Genomic DNA, 23,152 nt, shown 5'->3' with positions numbered 1-23,152 from the left:
AGGGTTGGTGTTTACCGGTAAAGGTTGGCTGACATGCCTTACTCGGGCGTCAGCCAACCTTTACCGGTAAATACCGAACCCTAAACTAGTTATTGACTGCTTCAGAGATCACGCCCAACTCCTGCCCGACGCGGGTGAAGGCGTCGACGGCCTGCTGGATGTGCTCCGGTTCGTGGCCAGCCGAAATCTGCACCCGGATGCGGGCTTTGCCCTGCGGCACCACGGGGTAGAAGAAACCGATGACGTAAATGCCTTCTTCGAGCAGGCGGGCGGCAAATTGCTGCGCGAGCGGCGCGTCGTACAGCATAATCGGCACGATGGGGTGCTCACCGGGGATGATGTCGAAACCGGCGGCGGTCATGGCCTCGCGGAAGTGGCGCGTGTTGGTTTCGAGCTTGTCGCGCAGGGCCGTCGACGATTCCAGCAGATCGAGAACCCGCAACGAGGCGCCCACGATAGCCGGGGCCAGCGTGTTGGAGAAGAGGTAGGGCCGCGACCGTTGCCGCAACAGCGCCACGATTTCCTTGCTCGCCGCGGTAAACCCACCCGACGCACCGCCCAGGGCCTTGCCATACGTACCCGTGATGATGTCGATGCGGCCAAAGACGTTGCGATGCTCCGGCGTGCCCCGGCCGGTTTTACCCAGAAAACCGCTGGCGTGGCATTCGTCGACCATCACCAGCGCATTATGCTGGTCGGCCAGATCACAGATTTTGTCGAGCTGGGCGATCGTGCCGTCCATCGAGAAGGCCCCGTCGGTAACAATCAGGATACGGCGCGCACCGGCTGCCGCCTGCAACTGCGTTTCCAGATCGGCCATGTCGTTATGCTTGTAGCGGAACCGCTTGGCTTTGCACAGCCGGATGCCGTCGATGATCGAGGCGTGGTTCAGTTCGTCGGAAATAACGGCATCGCTTTCGTTCAGCAGGGGCTCAAACACCCCCCCGTTGGCGTCGAAAGCGGCGGCGTAAAGGATGCAGTCTTCGGTGCCCACAAACTCGGCGGTCCGGCGCTCCAGCTCCTTGTGAATGTCCTGCGTGCCGCAGATAAACCGCACCGACGACATCCCGAAACCGTGGGTGTCGAGGGTCTCGTGCGCGGCTGCCACCACATCAGGGTGCGATGAGAGGCCGAGGTAGTTGTTGGCGCAGAAGTTCAGCACTTCGCGCCCGCCGTGAATGGCAATGACCGACGATTGCGGCGAGACGATAATCCGTTCTTTCTTGTACAGGCCGGCTTCCTCAATGGCTTGCAGCTCGGCTTGCAATTGGTCTTTGATGGTCTGATTCATAGTCGGTTATGATTCGTGTTGAAGTTGGTACATCGGGCTGAGGTTGGCAATCATGGTCTCCGTAATGCGGGGCAGATCGTAGGCGGGTCGCCAGCCCCAATCCTGGCGGGCAGCACTGTCGTCGATGGTGCGGGGCCACGAGTCAGCAATGGCCTGCCGGTAGTCGGGCTTGTACTGAATCTGGAAAGCGGGAAAATGCACCCGGATGGCGTCGGCCAGCTCGGCCGGTGTAAAACTAACACCAGCCAGGTTGTAGGAGGTTCGCACCGAAAGGTTATCGGCGGGCGCTTCCATCAGTTCGAGCGTGGCCCGTAGGGCGTCGTCCATGTAGATCATGGGTAGCCGGGTATCGGCGCTCAGGAAGCACTCGAACGGACGGTCCTGTACGGCCTCGTGGAAAATCGTGACGGCGTAGTCGGTGGTGCCGCCGCCGGGCAGGGTCTCGTAGCTGATGACACCCGGATACCGCACTGAGCGGACATCCAGCCCGTAGCGTTGGTGGTAATAAAGCGACCAGTTTTCGGCCGCCACTTTGCTGATGCCGTAGACCGTCGTCGGGTCCAGATAGGCTGTTTGCGGGGTATCGAAGGCGGGCGCGTGCTGACCAAAAACCGCAATCGAGCTGGGCAGAAAAACCTTCTTTACCTCATTGAGCCGGGCTACTTCCAGCACGTTGAGCGCCGTTTGCATATTCAGGTTCCAGGCCCAGACCGGGTTCTGTTCGCCCTTGGCCGACAGGATGGCCGCCAAATGATAGATCTGAGTGACGCCATACCGCCGGACTACATCAGTTAGCGCCTGAGCGTTGGTAGCGTCGAGCTGTACGAAGGGGCCGGTGTCGGCCGTTGGCAACCGGAGGTCGGCGCCGATCACGTGGTCAGTACCGAAAAGGGCCCGAAGGCGGGGCAGCAGGGCGGTGCCAATTTGTCCGTTGGCACCAATAACCAGGCAGGTGTCGTGCTTCATAACGAAGAAAAGTCTGTTGATGAAGGGTGACAGCAACGGCCCAACCCGGCCATTGCTGACGAGTAAGCTTGTGATGAATTTTGCTGCACAAAGTTAATTATACCGCTAAAAGAAGCGAAATTGTTAGCCAGAACGGTGAAAATTGTGGTATTCATTAGGCTTAGCCAACAATATCACGGCAGATAAACAACAGGCTCTTTGACCACAGAAAATTTTTTGGAATGGACCAGTTAGACCAGATCGATCGCACCTTGTTACGTCTCCTCCAAGAGGACGCCAAGCTGACAACAAAAGAATTAGCTACCCAGTTGGGACTGACGCTGTCGCCTGTTTACGAACGCATCAAACGGCTCGAAAACCTGGGCATCATCAAGGGATACGTGGCCGTGCTCGACAAAGCCATGCTGGGGCAGCCCATTACCACGTTCTGCCAGGTGTCGATGCGGTACCACGATAAGGCGTTCATCGAAAAATTTGAGGAGGAGGTGCAGAAGTTGCACGAAGTACAGGAGTGTTACCACATGGCCGGGCAGGTCGATTTTCTGCTCAAAATTCACGTACCCAGCCTGCCCGCCTACCACGATTTCGTGAAGTATAAACTCTCCGAAATCGAGAATATCGGCGTGCTCAACAGCACCTTCGTTCTAAAGGAAATCAAGCACGAGCTGGGGTATCATATTTCATAGAGAAGTTTGGGTTTGGCGTTTAAAGTTTAAGGTTGGCTAACGCATCCGTAATCTGCGCCAACCAACCTTAAACCGTTAACTCTAACCGGTAAACTCGTTTACTGCGCCGGATAACCTGGGTTTTGCTTCAGGTTGGGGTTGGCGGCCAACTGCCGTTGCGGAATCGGGAACAGGTTCTTGTTCGGGTCGTTGCTGGGCTGGTGATCCCACCAGCTGTTGGTCGTGAACGCACCGAAGCGAATCATGTCCGTGCGGCGTTTGCCTTCGAAGACAAATTCGCGGCCGCGCTCGGCCAGCAACTCGGGCAAGGTCAGCGTCGCCGCCGTGTAGGGTACGTAGTCGGCGGTGGCAAAGGCCCGCTGCCGAACGGCGTTCACCAGTTGCAGGGCTTCCGGCGTGGCTACGTTGCCATTCTTGCGCATCAGGGCCTCCGCCTTGTAGAAATAGATGTCGGTGAGGCGGTAGATGATCCAGTCGTTGCTCCAGTACTTGGCTTCGGTCTGCTGACCGGGCCGGTACTTGTTGAACCGGGCACCGCTGTTTTCTTCACCATCGATCATCGTCGACGAGGTTTTACCCTCGCTGGCCCGGCGAATTTCCTTCACAAACACCAGTTGCTTGTCGCGGTATTCTTCCGTTCCCAGTACCGGCTGCGTAGGGTTAGCCGCCTGGAACTGCGGCCCGATCAGGAACCACGTCGATTTACGCAGATCCTTGTCGTTATACGCGTCGTAAGCGCTCGGAATCACCACCACGCCGTTGTTGCCGTTGGCATCGCCGTTGTAAATCAACCGCTGCTGGAAGTGGTAGAAGTCACTGTTCCAGCCGCAACGCGTGGGCGTCGTCTGGAAGTCGTAAGTCAGCTGAAACAGCGCCTCGCGTGAGTTGTCGTTCGTGTTGTTGAACGTGCTGGTCAGGTTGGCGTCGAGGGCGGGTGCGCCGTTGAGACCACCCGTTGAACCCGAGATGATCTTGTCGCAGGCAGCGATGCAATCATCCCAGCGGGCCGTGCCACTCCAGACCTGTGCGTTCAAATACAGCTCGGCCAGAATCGAATACCCAGCGGCTTTGGTGAGTCGGCCAATCAGGGCCTTGCTCAGGTTGGGCAGTTGGTCGACGCTTTCTTTCAGCTCTTTTTCCACGAACGCAAACACTTCAGCGCGGGGCGCGGTAGGCGGGCTGAGGGGCGTACCAACCGTAGTCACGATGGGTACGTTGCCGTAGAGGTCCATCAACTTCATGTAGTGCAGCGCCCGGAAGACCCGCAGTTCGGCGGTGAACGCGGCTTTGTCGGTATCGCTTACACCAATCTGGGCAAAGTTGAGCCGGTTGAAATCGCCCAGTACGCTGTTGCAGAAGCCAACCCCCGTGAACAACAGGCTCCAGGGATCCCAGATGTTGTTTTCGGTGAATGCCCAGGTATGGCCATGCAGGCGAATCCACTGAGCGTCGTCATAGCCGTGACGGCCCTTCTGCGGCCAGGCCAGTTGGTCAGCCGTGAGTTCATTGAGCCGCCAGTAGCTGTTCTGAGCCGTGGGGGCGATCCAGGCGTTGGCGTGGGTGTAGGGGCGCAAGACGGCCGCCAGCACTTCCTGCCGGTTGTTGTAATACTGGTTGGCGTTGATCTGGCTGTAGAGCGTTTCGCTCAGGTCGGTACAACCACTCAGGCCGGTTAATGTTAAGGTAATGCCGCTGATAAGTAGGGCTTTATGAGAACGTTTCATGGTTGGTCAGATTAAAAGCCAATTTGAAGACCTGCCGTGTAGGACTGGGTACGTGGGTAGAAGCCCCGTCCGTCGATGCCGGGTGCCGGGTTATTCAGGCCCGTGTCAGGTACCTCAGGGTCAACGCCCCGGTAACCCGTGATCGTCAACAGGTTGCGACCTGTCAGGTACAGGCGGAGGTTGCGGACGGCTTTCGTTTTGAGCTTGAAATTATAGCCTAGCGTCACGTTGTCGAGCTTCACGAAATCCCCTTTTTCCAGGTAGTAATCCGAGTATTGCAGGGCGTCGTTGATCTGGTTGTTGCGCGTGATGGCGTCGAGCAGCACGTTGTTAGGTAGGTACACTTTGTTGCCGAAGAACACCTGTTGCAGGTTCAGGATGTCGTACTTGAACTTACCCCGGAAGAACAGCGTCAGGTCCAGATTCTTGTACTGGAAGCGGTTAGTCCACGAAGCGTAATACTTCGGAATCCCGTTGCCGATGTAGGCATAATCGTCGTTCGGCACAATCTTGTCGGCCGTAACGGCTTCGCCGCTGGCTTTGTAGAACAACCACCGGCCCTCGGGCGTGAAGCCGGCAAAGCGCTTGCCGTAGAAGCTGCCCAGCGGTCCGCCCTCGATGGTACGAATAGCGTTACCCAGCGCACCAAAACCACCGATGTCGCCGAAGTTCAGGAACGTCACTTTGAACACGTCATTCGAGAACGACGCTAGTCGGTTCGACTGCGTGCTAGCGATCAGGTCCATGCTCCAGCTGAAGTTGTCTTTCTTCATCACCGTGCCGCTCAGCGACAGCTCTACCCCGTTGTTGTCGATGGTCCCGACGTTGGTATATAGTGTCGACTGAATGTAAGGCGGCAACTGGGTGTTGAAGCTACCCAGTAGATCGGTGGTGCGGCGGCGGTACACGTCGAGCGTACCCGTCAGCCGGTTGCCGAAGAGGGCAAAGTCAAGCCCTACGTTGAATTCGGCCTTCCGTTCCCAACGCAGGTTCGGGTTGGGGTTGTTGCTGGGGCCATACGTTTGCCGCCAGACACCGTCGTCGTTCAGGTACTGGTTCCCCGTGCTGAGCCGCACCAGCGACTGGTAGTTCGGAATACCCTGGTTACCGGTAACACCGTAGCCCGCCCGTAGTTTCAGGCTGTTGACCCACGCCAAGTTCTTCATGAAATCTTCCTGGCTGATGGTCCAGCCCACCGACGCGGCCGGGAAGTTACCAAACTTGTTGTTGGCCCCGAATCGGCTCGATCCTTCACGACGCAGGATGAACTGGGCAATGTATTTGTCTTTGTACGAGTAGTTCAGACGACCGAAGAACGCCACCAGCGTGTTATCTTCCTTAAAGCTGTAGAGCGATGATTTGCCCAGTTGCAGGAAGTTACCCGCGCCCAGGTTATTCTCTTGGAAGATGTTGTTGAGGAAACCGCTATTGCCCGCCGAGAAATCTTCCAGGGTGCCGTACTGGTAGCTATACCCGGCCAGCGCCCGGATCGTATGGTCATTGGCAATAACCCGGCTATACTCAGCGGTGGGTTCGAACGCGTAGTTATTGGCGATCCGGTTCCGCTTGTAGGCGTAACCCGTTCCGTTGACGGCTGTACCATTCAGCGTACCAATCTGCGAAAAACGCGAGTCGGTGCGGCGGTACTCGTTGTCGTTCCAGCTATCCCGAACGTAGGAGCCGAAGGCCGACAGCCGCAAGCCATCGATAGGTTCCAATGTTACGCGGGCATCGGCCGAGGTCGTTAGCTGATCGCGGCGGTTTTTCTCTTGAGTCAGGCGGCCAATGGGGTTGGTCGTCGAGCCTTCTTCATAAAACGTGCCGTTGGGGTTATATACGGGCTGCGTCGGGTTCCGGCCCAGCGCGTTTTCAAAATCACCCGCCTGACCGCCGAGCAAATTCCCTTTGCTCAGGTTGGTCGCCAGGTTGATCTGCGCTGACAGCCGGTCGTTCAAACCGCGCTGAAACATGCTTAGGCGCCCGCCATACTGCTTCCGTTCGTTCTGGATCGTAATGGGGTCAGCCCCGTTGTAGTAGATTGATGCCCGGTAGTTGCTCGATGCATTACCACCCGACAGCGCCATATTGTGGTACTGGCTCAGGTTGCCTTTGTTGATTAGTAGGTTGTACCAGTCGGTCGAAGCGCCCAGGTCGGTCATCTGTGCCGCCTTCACGTTGGTGGGGTCGGCTTTGTAGGCACGCCACTCGTCGGCGGTCAGGAAGCGCGGCCGGCGGTTGACTACCTCGTGCTGCACATAGGTCGAATAGTCGAAACGGGGCGGGCCTGACTGTCCCTTTTTGGTGGTGATCAGGATAACCCCGGCGTTGGCCCGCGTGCCGTAGATAGCGGCCGCCGACCCGTCTTTCAGCACGTCGAACGACGCAATGTCGTCCTGCTGCAGCAGATCCAGGTTACCACCCGGAATCCCGTCGATGACGATCAGCGGTGACTGATCCCCGTTGACCGAAACGATACCCCGCAGCTGAATCGACGCCCCGGCGTTGGGGTTGTTGCCTTGTGTACGCGTGACGGTCAGACCGGCCACTTTACCCTGAATCAGGTCGAGCGGGCTGCGCACACCACCCTGGTTAAAGTCCTCCACCTTTACCGTCGTCACGGCTGAGGTCACTTCGGCGCGGCGCTGCGTACCGTAACCCACAACCACGACCTCACTCAGCGATTTGACGTCGGTTTTCAGTGTAACGTCGATGGAACTGCGGTTGTCGATGGCAACTTCCTGCGCCGTAAACCCAATCGACGATACCACCAACGTACCCGCGCCGTCAGGTACGTTCAGGGTGAAGGCCCCGTCGGCGTCGGTAACGGTACCGGTGCTGGTCGTGCCTTTCACCAGCAGCGTGGCGCCTGGAATGGGTTTGCCCAACTCATCGAGTACCCGGCCTTTCACGGTGATGGGAGGGACTGGCTCGGCAAACCGGTTCAATACCGTAGTAGCGTTGCCTGGGGCATGCGCCGTCGCTAGTTGATCGCCGGCCATCGCCGCGTTGACCAACAGAGTACCTGGCAGCAGGTTGAGTAAAGTTAGTCGTATGACTTTCCCTCCAAAACGATTGGAGAGTAGAAGGTTATTCATACTTTTAAGGAGGTTTTGTTTGAGTAAAAATTGGGCAAAATCATCCCGTGTCTACTTAAGTGGACAATAGGTTGAGGAACCTGGGGAGTTACGGAAGTCAGTGGTGTTGCAGCACTGCTGACTTCTTTTTGTCTTTCGTCGATCAGATCATGCAGGCGGGGTTAGAATGAACGTTGAGTCACGGGCAAGCCACCGATGCGGACAGCCAAAGCAAGAAAATGACCCTCGGGCGTACTCGACGGATGGGGGCTTCAATACGTAAATAGGATTAGGGCCGCTTTTAACTCGCCTGATTCCAATTTTTTTAAAAAAATTTAATAACTGGGTATCCGGGCGCTGTACGCTCGATTAAAACGAGTGCTGCGAGTTGGCTTGCTTGGGAGACATGACGCTTGCGATGAGCCGCACGGCGCCGTTGATCCTGCCCTGCTACCATTTAGCGATGGCTGCAACCAGTACCACCTGGAACGGAGGCGGCCAAATGCCTCGGCTGTGTACATTCGCCCATGCCCGACCAAACACCCAAACGAACGGTACTGGATACTGTGAAGCAGTACGGTGGGCGGTTGTTTGGCTTTATCCGGGACCGGGTCAGGACGGAAGAAGACGCCGAAGATATCTTGCAGGACGTCTGGTATCAGTTGAGCCGGGTGGTCGATCTGGATCAGATCGGTAGCCTGAGTGGGTGGCTCTACGAGGTCGCCCGCAACCGCATCACCGACCGGTACCGACGTACCCGCGAAACGCCTTTTTCCGACGCCGCCCGCGCCGACGATGATGACGATGCGAACCTCTCGCTCGATGACCTGCTGACGGATACCCAACTGGCGGAATCGGCCGACGACCCGGCGTTTCGTGACCTGATCTGGGATGAACTGATGACCGCCCTGGCCGAACTGCCCGAGAATCAGCGTACGGTGTTTATTCAAAACGAACTGGAAGAGCAGACCCTTCAGGCAATCGCCGATCAGACAGGCGAGAACCTGAAAACGATTATTTCGCGGAAGCGTTACGCCGTACAGCACCTCCGCCGCCGCCTTCAACGACTTTACGACGAACTGTCAAACGACTAATCTGCATGCACCCTAACCGCCGCCGCCGTTTTTTCTGGATTCCGTTTTTTGGGTTACTCGTTGTCTCGCTGCTGTCGGCGGTGGTGATGTGGCTCTGGAACCACGTGCTGGCCGAGGTGGTCTCGGTGCGCCCGGTCACAATCTGGCAGGCAGCGGGCTTGTTGGTGCTGAGTCGGCTGCTATTTGGCGGCTTCCCGGGGGCACGCCGGGGCTGGGGCGCTGGCAATCACCGCTTTGGAGCTCCCTGGCGTGCCAAATGGCAACAAATGAGCGATGAGGAAAAAGCCCGTTTCAAGGAGCAATGGCGGAAACGGAGAGGCGTCTAGACCAATGGTCAGGGTTCAATAGCCAAGTGGCCCGGTGTCTGGACTTTGGATCTCAAAAAATTTTCAACTTTCTTAAAGTAATCCGGCGACTTGTGCGTCATCCTCGTTGAAGCCGTTCATATACCCGGCTTTGCAACAAGACAATGAACCGCATGCCTCGTTTTGTGCTGCCCGCCATCGTGCTTGGCGCAGCCCTCGTCGCCTTTCCATTTTTCTTTCTGCGTCTCGCCCTGTTTGCCCTGATCGTCGGTGGCGCTATTCGCTTCATCCGCCGCCGGGCGTTTGGAGGGGGCAATGTCCCGAGCCGGTGGGGAGGCTGGCAAACCCGCCGTATGGAATTCGCTGACCGGATTCGCCGGATGAGCGACGACGAATATGCCGCCTTCAATCAGCAGCAGACCCAATGGCAACGCCCGATCGAAACGGAGTCGCTGGGTCGGCACCGCGAAGACTTCGTGCTATAACCAGTGAATCAAGCAATCAAGTAAACAACTCCGGTGGGTACGTTCGGTGCCCGCCCTTTACAACCAACTAATACTATGCACGCGCATCATCACCGCCATCAACATGGCTACGGCCAACAGGGCCATCACAACTCCTTTGCTCAATTTATTCGTCCGTTCTTCGGGGGCTGGCGTCGGCCTAAATACAACGTACCCATGAACGTTGAAGACCATGCCGATCACTACCGGGTGCTGGTCTATGCCGTCAGTTTCGACAAAGCCGACATCTCGGTGCGGGTGGTCAATGAGGAACTGGTTATCCAGGGGACCCGCGCCCACGACACCGCCAATGACCCGGCTTTCCTGTTGCAGGAATACCCCCTGAAGTCGTTTGAGCGCACCATTCCGCTCAGCAACCGCGTGGATGCGGCCGGTATCCAGGCCAAACAGGAAAACGGCGTTCTGATTCTGACCGTCCCGAAAAAACCGGAGCAGGTGGTTGCAGTAGAATAGGATTTCAGGTTTAACGTTAGCTGTCGCCTCAGTAATCGGACGACAGCTAACGTTGAACCTGAAACGCCAAACCGTAAACGACAAATGCTAATGCAACGGCAAACTCTTGATCTGGCCGCCGAGTACGTCATCGACGGGGTACTGGATGAGGAAGGCCGTTTCGTCGATCTCTAAAATGGTGGTACGCAGGCGGCTGATTTCCAGCCGGGTAACGACGACATACAGCACATCGACGGGCTGATCCCGGTCGCCGCGTTTACCGTAGCCCTGGGCGCCTTTCAGGATGGTGACTCCCCAGCCATTCTCGGATACTTTTTCACGAATAGCCAGATACCGCTCCGATACGATCAGGATGGCCGTGTATTCCTCGATACCGTGGATGATGTAGTCGATGGTTTTGGACGCGGCGAAATAGGTAATCATCGAATAGAGCGCCAATTCGATGGTGAGAAAGAAGGCGGCGGCTCCGAAAATAAATACGTTCAGCAACAGAATGACGTCGCTGACTTTCATCGTGGGTACGTTGCGGCTGATCACCAGCGCCGCTACTTCGGTGCCGTCGAGCACCGCTCCGCCGCGCATCGAGAGGCCGATGCCCGCGCCGATGAAAAAGCCCCCAAACAGCGCTGTCAGCAATAAATCGGGCGTAACATCGGGGAAGGGGACAAACGCCAGACAAGCCGATAGTCCCGCAATACCCAGTGTACTTTTGATGGCAAACGCCCGGCCAATTTGCCGGTACCCAAGCCAGATGAAGGGTAGGTTGATGAGCACAATGCCAACCGCCAGGGGCAGGGGCGTTTGCGACGCCAGCAGCATCGAAACGCCGGTAACGCCACCATCAATAAATTGGCTCGACAACAGAAAGCCCTTCAAGCCAAACCCTACACTAAGGATGCCTGCCAGAATAAATGCCGCGTCGCGGAAGTGGGAGTGTTTTGTCATAACGTATTGGTTCGTAAACCTGTAAGGTTTTTTAAGCCTTATAGGTTTGATTTTATAAGGGGTGCCGGTGTTGTCGCGTCTGATCAAAAATTGCCGTAGTCAACCTGCAAGCAGGTCAGGCCGAGGTCGTTGCGCCACAGCGATACCACCTGATCGCGGTCGTCGAGCACAACGTCTACGTAATAGTGGCCCTGAATGTGCGCCTCGAACAATTCCCGTTTGATGATCGCGTCCTTGCGGTTGTCGTTGGCCGCCCGCATAAACAGCACGTAATCGGTGCCTTCCTGCCAACCCAGATACCGGGCAATCCAGGCGGTGGTATCGGCACGCGCCACGCTATCGCGGCCCGACAAAAACACGACGGTGTGGCCCGACGCCCGCAAGGCCCGTACCACGTTGATGACGGGTTGCCGGGGTGTATCGAGGTGCACCTTCTTCCAATCGAAGGGCGACCGGCCTGTTCGGCTGGCGATGGTGCCGTCAATATCGACCAGAACACACATAGGTAAGGCTCGATCTTGGGTGAATGGTTCGCGAAGGGGCAACGGATGCTCCGGAAAGACGAGCGTTTGGGCCGGATTAAAGTGGCGAAATAGCGCCACGTAACGATCATATTGTTCCTGAATCGCAGAAGCACCAACCACGTCGGGGCGGGCCTTATCGCGGCGAATGGCCTCGTCGAGCGGAACGTCAAACACCTTGAACGTGACCCGTACGATCCGATGGCTCACCTGCCTTAGCACGTCGTCGATGTAGTGCTGGCGTAGGTGCGTGTTGTCGATGACCAGGTTCCATCCCTCGTCGAGGGCGGTTGCCAGGGCCGTTTTTTCCAGTTCTGATACCAGCTCCTCGATCCGGTTCCGGCGTTTGCCCCCCCAGCGCCAATAGGCATTGAGTGGAACGGGCAGCAAACTGCGCCGGAGTTCGTCGCGGCTCAGGCGCAGGTACGTTGGGTCGGCCTGCACCAGTTGGTTGGCGAAGGTGGTTTTGCCGCTGCCGCTGATGCCGATCAGAATCAGAATGTGTTGCATAAATAAAGAATACGGGCGTTTTGGGGCGGACCGTAACTTGGCCCAATAACTGGAGAATAAACCAAAAAAGACGGGAATGGGCCTTATCAAACCAATCGGAACCCTCGACCGAAATATGCCGAAAACAGGGCTGATCCGCCTGGCCGCCGACCACGCGCAACAGATCATCGACAGTGGCCAGTATGATTTGCTGAAGACCTACGTGGAGATGAAACGCTATGAACTGTACATCAAAACGATCATCGCCCGGCTAAAAAGCCATAGTGTGGCGCAGGCGCAGGAACTGCGGGCCATTACGCAGCAACCCCAACCGGACCCCATACAGGAAGGTGCTGGCGGGCAGTTCGACCCGTTACCCGTGCCCACGGCTTCGGCCATCAGCGAGGCCGATGAGGGGACCGACGATCCGGTTGTGCGCAACAATGCCATCCATTACAATGCGGGCAGCGTGCAGATCACCCGCCGCACCACCTACGATTTCACCCAGGATGCCGAATGGCAACGCCTTACGGCCGACATTGCCGCGCTGAAAGCGCAGTTGAAGCAGCGGGAAGAGTACCTCAAAACGCTCGACGAAACGCCCGTGCAGGTGCAGGAAAACGTGTCGGTGCGGTTGTAGATGAGCCTTGGGTGTGGAACTGAGGGTACGGGGCATCCCAGAATTCGCGTATGCGGCCTTGATCGGGCGGGGCTTTGCTGAAAAATCACGGGCTAAACCCCGATATTCGCGGCTCTCTGCTGACCGAATCCAATCATGCTGACGAATCATCCGTTTCTGGCCCTGCCAGCCTACAGCCAACTGAAAGCTCATTTCGAGGCCACCCAACAGCAACACCTCCGCGACCTGTTTGCCGAAAACCCTGACCGGTTCAGCCAGTTTTCGCTGCGCTTCGAGGATATCCTGGTCGATTTTTCGAAGAACCGCGTGACGGCCGAAACCATGACCCTGCTGCGGCAACTCGCCGAGCAGGCGGGCCTGACCGACGCCATCGGCAAGCTCTTCAGCGGCGATAAAATCAACGGTACCGAAGGCAGAGCCGTACTTCATACGGCCCTGCGCAACCGCGCCAATACGCCCATCCTGGTTGATGGGGCCGACGTGATGCCCGAGGTGAACGCCGTGCTCGACCACATGAAAACGTTTACCGAGCAGGTACGTTCGGGCGCGTGGAAAGGCTACAGCGGCGAGGCCATCACCGACGTGGTGAACATTGGCATCGGTGGCTCTGATCTGGGGCCGGTGATGGTGACCGAAGCGCTGAAACCCTACGCCGGTACGTTGAAGGTGCACTTCGTGTCGAACGTCGACGGGGCGCACATTTACGAAACCCTGCAACAGGTACGTCCCGAAAGCACGCTCTTTCTGATCGCGTCCAAAACCTTCACCACGCAGGAAACCATGGCCAACGCCAACTCGGCCCGGCAATGGTTTCTGGACAATGGCGGTACGGAAAAAGACATTGCCAAGCACTTCGCTGCCCTGTCGACCAACCAGAAAGAGGTGGAGAAATTCGGCATCGACCCGGCCAACATGTTTGGGTTCTGGGATTGGGTCGGTGGCCGCTACTCGCTCTGGTCGGCTATCGGGCTGTCGATTGCCCTGTACATTGGGTTCGACAATTTCGAAGAACTGCTGACCGGCGCCCACGTGATGGACCAACACTTCCGGACGGCACCGCTGGATCAGAACATTCCGGCAACGCTGGCGCTGCTGGGGATCTGGTACAACAATTTCTACGGGGCACAGTCGCAGGCGATACTGCCCTACGATCAATACATGCATCGCTTTGCGGCTTACTTCCAGCAGGGTGATATGGAAAGCAACGGCAAATCGGTCGATCGCAACGGCAACCCCGTCGATTACCAGACCGGCCCGATTATCTGGGGTGAGCCGGGTACCAATGGCCAACACGCGTTTTACCAGCTCATTCACCAGGGTACCAAGCTGATTCCGTGCGATTTTATCGCCCCGGCCATCAGTCACCGCCCCCTGACCACGCCGCTGGGCGACCACCACACGCTGCTTCTCTCAAATTTCTTTGCGCAGACTGAAGCGCTCATGAATGGCAAGACTGAGGAGGAGGCCGCCGACGAACTGCGTAAAGCGGGCAAAACCGCCGAGGAGATCGCGCAGATTGCGCCGTTTAAAGCGTTCTCGGGCAACCGCCCCACCAACTCGATTCTGGTGAAACAGATTACGCCGCGCTCGCTTGGTAGCCTGATTGCGATGTATGAACACAAGATTTTTACACAAGGCGTAATTTGGACTATTTTTAGTTTCGACCAGTGGGGTGTTGAGTTGGGAAAACAGCTTGCCAATAAAATTTTGCCTGAGCTTGAGGGGGATACGCCCGTTACCAGCCATGATAGTTCAACAAACGGGCTGATCAACGCATTTAAGCAAATGCGCGAAAACTAAAACATTCTAATAAGTCTGTGGGTTAATGAGGCGTGATTTAGGTCACGCCTTTTTTTCGTTCAACTCAAAACGTTATGAAAATGAATAAGGTACTCTTGGCGGTCGGCATCCTGTCGGCCAGTGTGGCAGTAGGCCAGACAACTCGAACGACTAAGTCGTCGTCAACCTCGACGAGCACGTCGAACTACAACAACTCGAACACCAACAACTACAACAGCAGCAATGCTACGTCGTCGGGATCGAGCTACAGCGGCACATCGGGCTCGATGAGCACGGGAACGACTGGCGCAGGAGCTACCGGTACAACTGGTACGTATAACAGCAACGGCACGTACAACAACTCGACTGCCGTGACGCCATCAGGTAGCAACAACTACAACACGATGGGCACGAGCGGTGCTACCACGACCGATACCTACAGCACAAGCAGCCCATCGGGCTCAATGAGCACCGGGGCAACGGGCACAACGGGGACGTATAACAGCAACGGTACGTACAACAACTCAACGACGGTAACGCCGTCGGGCAGTGGCAACTACAATACGATGGGTACGAGCGGTGCCACTACGACGCCCTCGACCAGCTACGACAACAGCATGAATTCAGGTACGTCGACAACAACGACGAACACGTATTCGACCACGTCTCGCACGGCGCCTGATCCGGCTGGCCGCAATGGCTACAACAACTTTGTCTTTGGTATCTACGCCGGTCTGAACGCCACGAGCTTTAAGGGTGAGTCAATCGATGCCGAAAACCCGTCGGCTCGTCTGGGCTATCAGGCTGGTTTCTTCGTACGGGGCGGTGGCCGTCTGTTTGGTCAGATTGGCGCTGAGTACTTCGCGTCTAGCTCGAACTACTTCCGGGCAGGCAATGGCTCGTCAACGCAGGCCATCCGCGACTACATCAACATTCAGTACATCCAGGTTCCGGTGTATATCGGTTATAAACTGACTGATTCTGAGCGTGGTAACTCGGCCATTCGGGTGCAGGTTGGTGCTGAATATGCGAACCGTATCAGCTCAAACAGCAACAGCTTCAACCTGAGCAAAGATGAAATCAAGAGTGGCTCGTTCAACGCACTGGGTCAGCTTGGCTTCGACTTTGGTCCGTTCCTGATCGACCTGACCTACCACTATGGCCTGGGTGATGCCGTTCAGATCAACACGTTCCAGGGCTCTAGCCGTCGCATCCTGAGCGCCAGCGTAGGCTTTAAATTCTAAGCCTTTCTGGTCGCAGTTGCTTAAAAAAAGGCGTAACGCCCACACCAAATTCTTAAGCCGTAAATGGCTGTAAAGCAATTTGGTATGGGCGTTACGCCTTTTTAGTGACTGGGTACTTCTGGCACCCTTTTTTTAACAATCTACCTTACCTGTAGGTTGTACTTGTGATTTCAGTACCAACAACTCAACACACGTTATGAAAAAGACAGTACGGGCCATCGCGCTGGTGGCAACGCTATCCGCCACATCGCTGGCCGGATCGGCAGTGATGGCGCAACAACGCTACGATGACAATCGCAACGATGATCGTTTTGAACGCCGCGACGATCGCATGGATGACCGGGAACGCGAGTTGCGTGATCGGGAACGGGAACTACGCGACCGGGATCGCGACATGCGCCGCAACGATCGCCGGGACGTGGATGCAAACGACGTAATTCGGGAGCGCCGCGATTTCCGCCGCCGCGACATGCAGGACGCACGGTATGACAACGACTACCGGGAGCGGAGTGACCGCAACTCGGGCCGGCTCTATGACCGCAATGATCTGAGCCAGGCGTATGACGAAGGGTTCGAAGACGGACAACGGTCGTATAAAAAAGAGGAACGGACCGAACACCGCGAGAATTATAAGAACTTCACGTTTGGCCTGTATGCCGGTGGTAACTCAACCCGTTTTCAGGGCGAGGCAATCGACGCCAACGGCAACGCGCAGGGGCTGGCCGGTCGGCTGGGTTACCAGCTTGGTTTCTTTGTGCGGGGCGGTGGCCGTCTCTACGGGCAGATTGGGGCCGAATACCTGACCTCAAGCTCTGAATTTTACCGGTCTGGCGACGGGCAGGTGAATGGCATCAAAGACATCACCACCAACGTGGATCAGCAGTATCTGCACGTACCGGCCTATGTGGGTGTCAAAATCGCGCAGTCGGAGCGGGGTGTATCGGGTATCCGGTTGCAGGTCGGTGCCGAATTTGCTACGCCGCTGGGGGGCAACAACAGCGTGCTGAACCTTACGCGCAGCGACTTCAATGATGCCACGCTGAACGGTCTGGCCAACATCGGGTTCGACGCGGGCCCGCTCTTCATTGATTTTGTGTATCACCACGGTTTCCAGAACGTGCTGCGCGACAACACCTCAAATTCGCAGCGCCGGATTCTGGGCGTAAACGTAGGGGTGAAATTTTAATCGGCTGTCCACTGTTCAAAGGCCAGGGTCCAAGGTTAGCCAACTTTGGATCCTGGCCTTTGATCGTTATACCCCAATGAATACCCTCTTTCCCATATTTGTGAAGCTCGACCAACTCCAGACGCTGATTGTGGGCGGTGGGTACGTTGGTCTGGAGAAGCTCACGGCCGTGCTCGCCAATTCGCCCGCGGCACCCGTCACGCTGGTAGCACCCGAGATCCGCGCCGAAATTCGCGAATTGGCGGCTGCGCATCCGGGCGTTACGCTGGTGCAGGTACGTTACGACGACACGTACCTGACGGACAAGGATCTGGTGATTGTGGGGACCAACGACAAGGCCGTGAACCGGCAGGTGCAGGCCGATTGCAAGGCCAGAAAAATTCTGGTCAACGTGGCCGATACGCCACCGCTCTGCGATTTTTACCTGAGCTCGGTCGTAAAAAAAGGCGATCTAAAAATCGCCATTTCAACTAACGGAAAATCACCGACGTTTGCCAAACGCTTCCGCGAAGTACTGGAAGAGATGCTACCCGATTCGCTACAGGAAACGCTGGACAACCTGACCGCAATTCGCCAGCAGCTGACCGGCGATTTTCAAGCCAAAATGGACAGGCTAAACGAGATTACGAAGGTATTAAAGTAAGGTGTGAATAGAGCGGCGAATCGAAAACGAGTCGTAAGTCGCGGGCAGTAGGAAACCGGATGAGCCGGGTGATGCTGCCGGGACTTACGACTCGTTTTATAAGTAGATCTGTTTAATTCATCGACTCGCGGAAGCGGTTGATCAGGGATTTAACGGCCGTCCAGCGGCGGCGAGAGATTGGCAGGCGTTCGCCCGTAGAGAGCACGATGAAGGCGCCGCCCTGGGGCGTGCGTTCGGTGCCAGTGATGTAGCGCGCGTTTACGACACAGTTACGGTGCAGCCGGAAAAAGAATTCGCTGGGTAGTTTGGGCTCGTAAAATTTAAGGGTCCGCGGCATGAGCATTCGTTTCCCGTCGTTCCAGTGGAGCCAAGTGTAGTTGGTTTCTGACTGAAGGTAGATCAGGTTCGCTACGTGAAACGATTGCTGGCCGTGTTCGCGCTGATAAAGGCGCAAGGTTGGCCATTCTTCAATACCAATACGCGCGGAGGAGGTTGGAGCATTCATACCGAGTTAACGATTTAAGAAGCTTGTAAAACGATGCTTCAAAAATAGCTTTACTCGGAAACTAAATCCACGGACGCCCTGGCCGTTGTAGGCTATAGTAATTGAGCCGTATGTAAACAGGCGTTTTTTGTATGTGAATGAAAAAGGCCCTCAACAGGCGTTTTTAGAATGGCAACCAGTGGGGCAGAACCGGCGATTTATGGCCGAGGACTACGAAGTATACAATTCCCGCTAGTAAGAAATAACTAAGCGCAAGCCATTTCTTTTTTTGTTCAAATAAGGGCAGGTTGTGGTAGTAGTCGTAGACCATCGAGGCCGACAAACCGGCGACCATCATTGAGAATGACAACACGCCCAGGTCGGTCCGGTAGAAGCGTAGGTTAGCCAGCAGCGGCGTGCCCACGACCAGATAGAGCAGCCAGCAACCGAAGCCACCCCGGTACAGATAATGGCTGAGCCGGGGGTCGTTCTTGAGGTCGAATAAGTCGCCGGAAACTTTTTCGGACATGGCTGTTGTCTGTTTAACAGAAAGTGAAGATAACGATTTAACGGCTTTATTGCCAAAAAACTTATGACCGCAACCCCCGCCACTACGCCCGAATCACCGGTTTACTCGACGATGACCGTCGACCTGCAGCGCGTTGATGATGCCTTTCATTTTGAAGCAAAAGGCGTTGCCGGGGTAACACTCGACATCGACGGCTCCACCGACATTGGGGGGCACAATGCCGGGGCTCGGCCCATGGAAATGCTGCTGATGGGCCTGGCGGGTTGCAGCGCTATTGACGTGATCGTGATCCTGAACAAACAAAAGCAGGTTATCGACGACTTCGGCATTCGGGTACAGGGACAGCGGGAGCAGGGCGCTACGCCAGCCCCCTTCAAAAGCATTCACATCGAGTATCACCTCAAAGGCGACCTCGACGAGGCCAAAGTACGGCGTGCGATCGACTTATCGATGGATAAATACTGTTCGGCAACGGCTCAGCTTCGGCCCACCGCCGACATTACCTGGTCGCTTGTGCTGAACCAGTAGACCGCTGCCCGAACTGCGTTGCCTGGGTACGTTCCGGTGGGTACGTGGTCAGGCAACGTAGATCACCTTCGGGTGGCAAAACTCCCGAATGCCGGCTTCGGCCAATTCACGCCCGTAGCCCGATTTCTTCACGCCCCCAATGGGCAGGCGCGAATCGGAGCGAACCACGGCGTTGATGAAGACACTACCCGCGGCTAGCTGGCGGGCCATCTGCTCGGCTTTGGCCGTGTCGCTGGTCCAGATGGTGGCGCTGAGGCCATAGCGGGTCTGGTTGGCCAGCCGAACAGCCTGCTCGGCATCCGACACTTCGGTGATAGTGGCCAGTGGCCCAAAGGTTTCTTCCTGAAAAACGATGGAGCCGGGCGTTACCTCGTCGAGCAGCACGGGCTGAAAATTACACCCGTCGCGGCGCCCGCCCACCAGCAGCGTGGCTCCCTGCGCCATCGCGGTCTGGAGCTGCCGGTCGAGTTGTTCAGCCAGATCGAGGCGGGCCATTGGGCCAACCTGCGTGGTTGGGTCGGTGGGGTCGCCCTGGCGTAACTGCCCAATCCGCGCCGCCACTTTTTCGGTAAACGCCGCTTTTACGGACGATTCGACCAGGAACCGTTTGGCCGCAATGCACACCTGCCCGGCATTGCTCATACGCGACTGCACGGCGGCCTCGGCGGCTTTGTCGAGGTCGGCGTCGGCCAGCACGATAAGGGGGTCGCTACCGCCCAGTTCCAGCACCGATTTCTTGATCGACCGTCCGGCCTGCGCCGCCACGGCACTCCCCGCCCGCTCTGAACCCGTGAGGGTCACCATACCCACGCGATCATCGGCCAGTAACGTTTCAATGGCGTCCACGTCGGTGATCAGCGTTTGAAAAATGCCCTCTGGAAAGCCCACCGCCCCAAAGGCCTCCTGAAGCGCGAGGCCGCAGCCAAACGTATTGGGGGCTGGCTTGAGCAGGGTGGTGTTGCCGGCCATCAGCGCCGGTACGGCGTAGCGGAACACCTGCCAGAACGGAAAATTCCAGGGCATGATGGCCAGCACGACACCCACAGGCTCGTAGGTGATCAGGCTGCGCTGCGCTTCCGTGGGTACGTTGTCGGCTTGCAGCAGGGCTTCGGCTTGCTCGGCATAGTAGTCGCACTGACTGGCGCATTTCTCGATTTCGTTCTTCGATTCGCCAATGATCTTGCCCATTTCCTGCGTGATCAACTCGGCCAGCCGAGCCTGCTCCTGCCGCAGGTACGTAGCCAGCCGCCGGAAATACTGGCCACGTTCGGCGAATGAACGCGCGGCCCAGTGGGGTTGATCGGTATGGGCGCGGTCGAGCTTAGCCAGTACGCGGTCGGGCGTGTCGGCCTCATACTGCGCAAGGATCTGTTGAGTGTAAGGATTGATGGTTTGGAACATATGCCGGATTTTATATATGTAGCTTGCTACCGCTCAAAAACAATTGGTTCACTGAAACATAACAGTAGATACATTTACCAGTGTTATAGGATAATGCAGGTCACAACTATAACTATTCATTCCTGAATCTGATTTTCTGCTCCAGCTTATGCAACGTATTATACTTACAGGTCTGACGCTGCTGGCTGTTGCCGCTGCTGCACAAGCGCAGAACACGTCGACGCTCAGCCAGAACGGCAACAACCAATCGGCCACCTTTTTACAGACGGGCAATGGCAATGTCGCTACCGTTCGGCAACTTACCGGACCGGCTTCGACGCCCAACGTCGGTAACGTGGCCTCGGTGACACAAACGGCCAACGCCAGCCCGACCAATCAGGTATTTATTGATCAACTCAACGGGGCTGATTACAACCAGGCTACCATTCAGCAATCAGGCGGCAGCAACAACCGCGCTGCCATTGAACAGAAGGGAGGCAATGGCTTCCGGAGTGGTGGCTCAACGCTACTGGCGCCCGGGCTGGGCAGCGCCCCGCTGGCCACCGACGGCAACTACGGATCCATCCGGCAGGTGGGTAGCGGCAACAACCAGACGAATATTTACCAGAACGCCGGGCCATTGGGCGGCAGCGGGGCCAACTACGGCAACATCGTTCAACTGGGCGATAACAACGGCCTGACCGTCATCGACCAACAGAATAACTCGACCCAGAACCGCGCGCAGATCGAGCAGGGGCTTATCGATGCCGCCGGAACCGCCAACAGCGCCGTTGTGCGGCAAGGCGATAACAGCCGCCTTAACCTGGGGGTAATCAAGCAGGCGGGCGAAAGCCACACGGCCGAAGTGTTACAAACCAGCGTAAGCGCCGAAAACGAAGCCCGTATCGATCAGTCGGGGCAGTCGGGTCTGGCGCTGGTGTACCAAACGGGCGACGCCACCAACAACCAGGCGGGGGTGACGCAGATCAGCAATTCGGCCCAGCCCAACGCGGCTATCATCTACCAAACCGACCAGAGCTACTACAACCAGGCCGATATTCAGCAGGCGGGCGCTAACAGTGTCGCGCAGATCATTCAGAATGTTGGCGCGGCCAATAACGTCGCGACCATCGAGCAGGGTGCTACGGGCAACAATAACCTGGCTACCATCCAGCAAACGTACGCCTGGGAGGGGGGCAGCGCTGGGTCTACCATGTCGTATGGCAGTGGCAGCACGGTGAGCATTCAGCAAAACCTCACCTCCAGCAGTACCCTCGGCAACGTAGCCGTGGTGGAGCAGGGCTTCATCAACGGGTTGTCGCCGGTTGATGGCTCAACGATCGTTACCAAGAAAAGCGTGGTCACGATTGGGCAGGAAAACGACGCAAACGTGGCGCAGATACAGCAGGGTGGTGAAAACAACCAGGTGACGGCCACGCAGAGCGGCTACAGCACGATCAAGGGCATCGACAATGGTCAGTTGATCAACAACTTTGCGCAACAGATTGGCAACAACAATACGCTGACCGTGACGCAGGCCGGCAGCGTCTCGGTGCAGAATTTGGCTAATATCTATCAGGTCGGGAGCTTCAACACGAGCACCGTGATCCAGACGTTGCCGGGTCAGCAGTAGCCGCTGGTTATACGCTCAAGAGCCCCTGCCGCCATCGGTAGGGGCTTTTTTATGGACCTGACCGGATGGCCGCGTGGGCGTTGGCTGGGTACGTTACCGAATTGGCTGAACCGGTTCAGAAAAAAGCCCGTGGAACCGGGTGGGGCGTGAAACAACCGTCTGGTTCTGTGCGTTCTTAGCGAGAAGCACTAGTTTCGTTCGTATATTTCGTAATCCGACGATTCACTGATGAAATCTTTCTATAGAAAAGCCTGTCTGGTGGTGGTCAGTAGTTGGCTGGCGGCGGGGGTAAGCCACGCCCAGTCGACGAACGATACCGACGAAGACAACTACAATACCGTAACCACGTTCGGGATTACGACGAATACCAACGCCGGTTTGCTCGGTGGCTTTGTGTTCCGCCAGTCGAAACGGCTCGACGATGAGCTGTTTGGTAAAACGCAGTACCGTTACCTGAGCATCGAACTGGTCAACGTGCGGCACCCGCGCGAAATCTCGTCGGGCAACAACACGGGCAGCTCCATCACGGCGGGTAAAGAAAATTACCTGTTCGTGCTGCGCCCCCAGTACGGCCGTGAAATTGCGCTGTTCCGGCGCAATGCCGACGAGGGTATTTCGGTCAATGCCATTTTGGCGGCGGGGCCATCGTTGGGCGTCATCAAGCCGTATTACGTCGAAGTGTCGTCGGGCCGGACCACGCGGCAGGTGCCGTATTCGCAGGTAGCTAATCCCACGCCCGGTTCGCAGCCCGAATTTATCGTTGGGTCGGGTAACTTCTTTCAGGGGCTGGGCGAGTCGACGCTCACGGTGGGCGTACACGCCAAAGCGGCCGTCAGCTTCGAGCTCAGCGCCTTCCGCAGCAACACTACCGGCGTCGAAATTGGCTTTCTGGCCGAACTGTTTCCCAAGAAAATCGTCATCGTGCCCAACACCAACACCGCCATCGGCGACCGTACGGTGGGCAACCGCAACTTCTTTTCATCGGGCTACATCACGCTGTTCTTCGGATCGAAGAAGTGATGCACAATGTGTAA

22 protein-coding genes are annotated in these 23,152 nt (G+C 56.7%); 13 read left to right on the top strand and 9 right to left on the bottom strand.

The genetic code is table 11. The features are described from left to right. Window positions 1–85: 85 nt before the first annotated feature. A complete protein-coding gene (gene kbl, locus FAES_RS22880) occupies window positions 86–1,291 on the bottom strand; it encodes a glycine C-acetyltransferase (RefSeq protein WP_015333566.1) in 1,206 nt (401 codons plus the stop codon). 6 nt (window positions 1,292–1,297) lie between these two features. Further along, on the bottom strand, window positions 1,298–2,257 hold the full coding sequence (locus tag FAES_RS22875) for an NAD-dependent epimerase/dehydratase family protein (RefSeq protein WP_015333565.1): 960 nt from the start codon (window positions 2,255–2,257) through the stop codon (window positions 1,298–1,300). Window positions 2,258–2,478: 221 nt separating this feature from the next. Between FAES_RS22875 and FAES_RS22870 the strand changes: the two genes are divergently transcribed. Then, window positions 2,479–2,943 carry an Lrp/AsnC family transcriptional regulator gene (locus FAES_RS22870; RefSeq protein WP_015333564.1) on the top strand — a complete coding sequence of 155 codons (465 nt, stop codon included), beginning with the start codon at window positions 2,479–2,481 and terminating at the stop codon, window positions 2,941–2,943. Window positions 2,944–3,041: 98 nt separating this feature from the next. On the opposite strand, the gene FAES_RS22865 is transcribed toward FAES_RS22870, so the two are convergent. Both FAES_RS22865 and FAES_RS22860 read right to left on the bottom strand, forming a co-directional pair. Continuing rightward, window positions 3,042–4,667, bottom strand: coding sequence for a RagB/SusD family nutrient uptake outer membrane protein (locus FAES_RS22865; RefSeq protein WP_015333563.1), 1,626 nt, complete (start codon window positions 4,665–4,667; stop codon window positions 3,042–3,044). Between the two features lie 11 nt (window positions 4,668–4,678). Beyond that, a complete protein-coding gene (locus tag FAES_RS22860; protein ID WP_015333562.1) occupies window positions 4,679–7,762 on the bottom strand; it encodes a SusC/RagA family TonB-linked outer membrane protein in 3,084 nt (1,027 codons plus the stop codon). A gap of 506 nt (window positions 7,763–8,268) precedes the next feature. Here FAES_RS22860 and FAES_RS22855 point away from each other — a divergent pair. The 4 genes from FAES_RS22855 (at window position 8,269) to FAES_RS22840 (ending at window position 10,117) form a co-directional block, all read left to right on the top strand. Beyond that, entirely contained in the window at window positions 8,269–8,835 is a 567-nt protein-coding gene (locus FAES_RS22855) for an RNA polymerase sigma factor (protein WP_015333561.1), read from the top strand. A 5-nt stretch (window positions 8,836–8,840) separates the two neighbouring features. Further along, window positions 8,841–9,161, top strand: a complete 321-nt coding sequence (locus tag FAES_RS22850) for an HMG-box domain-containing protein (RefSeq protein WP_015333560.1) — start codon at window positions 8,841–8,843, stop codon at window positions 9,159–9,161. Window positions 9,162–9,304: 143 nt separating this feature from the next. Continuing rightward, window positions 9,305–9,625 (top strand): prepilin peptidase, encoded by a 321-nt coding sequence (locus FAES_RS22845; protein WP_015333559.1) that lies wholly within the window; start codon window positions 9,305–9,307, stop codon window positions 9,623–9,625. Between the two features lie 75 nt (window positions 9,626–9,700). After that, window positions 9,701–10,117, top strand: coding sequence for an Hsp20/alpha crystallin family protein (locus FAES_RS22840; RefSeq protein ID WP_015333558.1), 417 nt, complete (start codon window positions 9,701–9,703; stop codon window positions 10,115–10,117). Window positions 10,118–10,204: 87 nt separating this feature from the next. Here FAES_RS22840 and FAES_RS22835 read toward each other — a convergent pair whose 3' ends face one another. Together FAES_RS22835 and FAES_RS22830 are read right to left on the bottom strand one after the other, a co-directional pair. Next, on the bottom strand, window positions 10,205–11,062 hold the full coding sequence (locus FAES_RS22835; RefSeq protein ID WP_015333557.1) for a YitT family protein: 858 nt from the start codon (window positions 11,060–11,062) through the stop codon (window positions 10,205–10,207). An 83-nt stretch (window positions 11,063–11,145) separates the two neighbouring features. After that, window positions 11,146–12,093 (bottom strand): phosphatase domain-containing protein, encoded by a 948-nt coding sequence (locus FAES_RS22830; RefSeq protein ID WP_041258307.1) that lies wholly within the window; start codon window positions 12,091–12,093, stop codon window positions 11,146–11,148. Window positions 12,094–12,169: 76 nt separating this feature from the next. Between FAES_RS22830 and FAES_RS22825 the strand changes: the two genes are divergently transcribed. The 5 genes from FAES_RS22825 (at window position 12,170) to FAES_RS22805 (ending at window position 17,564) form a co-directional block, all read left to right on the top strand. Further along, window positions 12,170–12,712 (top strand): hypothetical protein, encoded by a 543-nt coding sequence (locus FAES_RS22825; protein ID WP_015333555.1) that lies wholly within the window; start codon window positions 12,170–12,172, stop codon window positions 12,710–12,712. 135 nt (window positions 12,713–12,847) lie between these two features. Beyond that, complete coding sequence (gene pgi / locus FAES_RS22820; protein WP_015333554.1) at window positions 12,848–14,512, top strand: glucose-6-phosphate isomerase; 1,665 nt, start codon at window positions 12,848–12,850, stop codon at window positions 14,510–14,512. Window positions 14,513–14,592: 80 nt separating this feature from the next. Then, window positions 14,593–15,735, top strand: a complete 1,143-nt coding sequence (locus FAES_RS29285) for a porin family protein (RefSeq protein ID WP_158408806.1) — start codon at window positions 14,593–14,595, stop codon at window positions 15,733–15,735. 196 nt (window positions 15,736–15,931) lie between these two features. After that, complete coding sequence (locus FAES_RS22810; RefSeq protein WP_015333552.1) at window positions 15,932–16,921, top strand: hypothetical protein; 990 nt, start codon at window positions 15,932–15,934, stop codon at window positions 16,919–16,921. A 76-nt stretch (window positions 16,922–16,997) separates the two neighbouring features. Further along, the gene (locus FAES_RS22805) at window positions 16,998–17,564 is read left to right on the top strand and encodes a precorrin-2 dehydrogenase/sirohydrochlorin ferrochelatase family protein (RefSeq protein WP_015333551.1); all 567 of its coding nucleotides are present in this window, start codon (window positions 16,998–17,000) and stop codon (window positions 17,562–17,564) included. Between the two features lie 112 nt (window positions 17,565–17,676). Here the strand turns inward: FAES_RS22805 and FAES_RS22800 are convergent, their stop codons facing one another. Next, a complete protein-coding gene (locus FAES_RS22800; protein WP_015333550.1) occupies window positions 17,677–18,069 on the bottom strand; it encodes a LytR/AlgR family response regulator transcription factor in 393 nt (130 codons plus the stop codon). A 163-nt stretch (window positions 18,070–18,232) separates the two neighbouring features. Next, complete coding sequence (locus tag FAES_RS22795; RefSeq protein ID WP_015333549.1) at window positions 18,233–18,577, bottom strand: hypothetical protein; 345 nt, start codon at window positions 18,575–18,577, stop codon at window positions 18,233–18,235. Window positions 18,578–18,640: 63 nt separating this feature from the next. On the opposite strand from FAES_RS22795, the gene FAES_RS22790 reads away from it, so the two are divergent. After that, a complete protein-coding gene (locus tag FAES_RS22790; protein ID WP_015333548.1) occupies window positions 18,641–19,105 on the top strand; it encodes an OsmC family protein in 465 nt (154 codons plus the stop codon). A 48-nt stretch (window positions 19,106–19,153) separates the two neighbouring features. On the opposite strand, the gene FAES_RS22785 is transcribed toward FAES_RS22790, so the two are convergent. Further along, window positions 19,154–20,506: an NAD-dependent succinate-semialdehyde dehydrogenase gene (locus tag FAES_RS22785; RefSeq protein ID WP_015333546.1), complete on the bottom strand. Its 1,353-nt coding sequence runs from the start codon at window positions 20,504–20,506 to the stop codon at window positions 19,154–19,156. Window positions 20,507–20,654: 148 nt separating this feature from the next. Between FAES_RS22785 and FAES_RS22780 the strand changes: the two genes are divergently transcribed. Next, the gene (locus tag FAES_RS22780; RefSeq protein ID WP_015333545.1) at window positions 20,655–22,118 is read left to right on the top strand and encodes a curlin-associated protein; all 1,464 of its coding nucleotides are present in this window, start codon (window positions 20,655–20,657) and stop codon (window positions 22,116–22,118) included. 228 nt (window positions 22,119–22,346) lie between these two features. Further along, entirely contained in the window at window positions 22,347–23,138 is a 792-nt protein-coding gene (locus FAES_RS22775; RefSeq protein WP_015333543.1) for a hypothetical protein, read from the top strand. Window positions 23,139–23,152: the final 14 nt, after the last annotated feature.

It is taken from the genome of Fibrella aestuarina BUZ 2 (genome assembly GCF_000331105.1).
In the GTDB taxonomy this organism is placed as follows: Bacteria; Bacteroidota; Bacteroidia; order Cytophagales; family Spirosomataceae; genus Fibrella; species Fibrella aestuarina.
Note: the sequence above shows the minus strand (reverse complement) of the source record. Positions and strands in the feature narration are given on the sequence as shown.

Excerpts from the sequence above, each read along its gene's own strand:
- FAES_RS22860 (WP_015333562.1), bottom strand. The coding sequence starts at position 7,762 with ATGAATAACCTTCTACTCTCCAATCGTTTTGGAGGGAAAGTCATACGA.
- FAES_RS22870 (WP_015333564.1), top strand. The coding sequence starts at position 2,479 with ATGGACCAGTTAGACCAGATCGATCGCACCTTGTTACGTCTCCTCCAA.
- FAES_RS22805 (WP_015333551.1), top strand. The coding sequence starts at position 16,998 with ATGAATACCCTCTTTCCCATATTTGTGAAGCTCGACCAACTCCAGACG.
- FAES_RS22785 (WP_015333546.1), bottom strand. The coding sequence starts at position 20,506 with ATGTTCCAAACCATCAATCCTTACACTCAACAGATCCTTGCGCAGTAT.
- FAES_RS22840 (WP_015333558.1), top strand. The coding sequence starts at position 9,701 with ATGCACGCGCATCATCACCGCCATCAACATGGCTACGGCCAACAGGGC.
- FAES_RS22810 (WP_015333552.1), top strand. The coding sequence starts at position 15,932 with ATGAAAAAGACAGTACGGGCCATCGCGCTGGTGGCAACGCTATCCGCC.
- FAES_RS22875 (WP_015333565.1), bottom strand. The coding sequence starts at position 2,257 with ATGAAGCACGACACCTGCCTGGTTATTGGTGCCAACGGACAAATTGGC.
- kbl (WP_015333566.1), bottom strand. The coding sequence starts at position 1,291 with ATGAATCAGACCATCAAAGACCAATTGCAAGCCGAGCTGCAAGCCATT.
- FAES_RS22795 (WP_015333549.1), bottom strand. The coding sequence starts at position 18,577 with ATGTCCGAAAAAGTTTCCGGCGACTTATTCGACCTCAAGAACGACCCC.
- FAES_RS22780 (WP_015333545.1), top strand. The coding sequence starts at position 20,655 with ATGCAACGTATTATACTTACAGGTCTGACGCTGCTGGCTGTTGCCGCT.
- FAES_RS22835 (WP_015333557.1), bottom strand. The coding sequence starts at position 11,062 with ATGACAAAACACTCCCACTTCCGCGACGCGGCATTTATTCTGGCAGGC.
- FAES_RS29285 (WP_158408806.1), top strand. The coding sequence starts at position 14,593 with ATGAATAAGGTACTCTTGGCGGTCGGCATCCTGTCGGCCAGTGTGGCA.
- FAES_RS22790 (WP_015333548.1), top strand. The coding sequence starts at position 18,641 with ATGACCGCAACCCCCGCCACTACGCCCGAATCACCGGTTTACTCGACG.
- FAES_RS22855 (WP_015333561.1), top strand. The coding sequence starts at position 8,269 with ATGCCCGACCAAACACCCAAACGAACGGTACTGGATACTGTGAAGCAG.
- pgi (WP_015333554.1), top strand. The coding sequence starts at position 12,848 with ATGCTGACGAATCATCCGTTTCTGGCCCTGCCAGCCTACAGCCAACTG.
- FAES_RS22865 (WP_015333563.1), bottom strand. The coding sequence starts at position 4,667 with ATGAAACGTTCTCATAAAGCCCTACTTATCAGCGGCATTACCTTAACA.
- FAES_RS22850 (WP_015333560.1), top strand. The coding sequence starts at position 8,841 with ATGCACCCTAACCGCCGCCGCCGTTTTTTCTGGATTCCGTTTTTTGGG.
- FAES_RS22800 (WP_015333550.1), bottom strand. The coding sequence starts at position 18,069 with ATGAATGCTCCAACCTCCTCCGCGCGTATTGGTATTGAAGAATGGCCA.
- FAES_RS22775 (WP_015333543.1), top strand. The coding sequence starts at position 22,347 with ATGAAATCTTTCTATAGAAAAGCCTGTCTGGTGGTGGTCAGTAGTTGG.
- FAES_RS22845 (WP_015333559.1), top strand. The coding sequence starts at position 9,305 with ATGAACCGCATGCCTCGTTTTGTGCTGCCCGCCATCGTGCTTGGCGCA.
- FAES_RS22830 (WP_041258307.1), bottom strand. The coding sequence starts at position 12,093 with ATGCAACACATTCTGATTCTGATCGGCATCAGCGGCAGCGGCAAAACC.
- FAES_RS22825 (WP_015333555.1), top strand. The coding sequence starts at position 12,170 with ATGGGCCTTATCAAACCAATCGGAACCCTCGACCGAAATATGCCGAAA.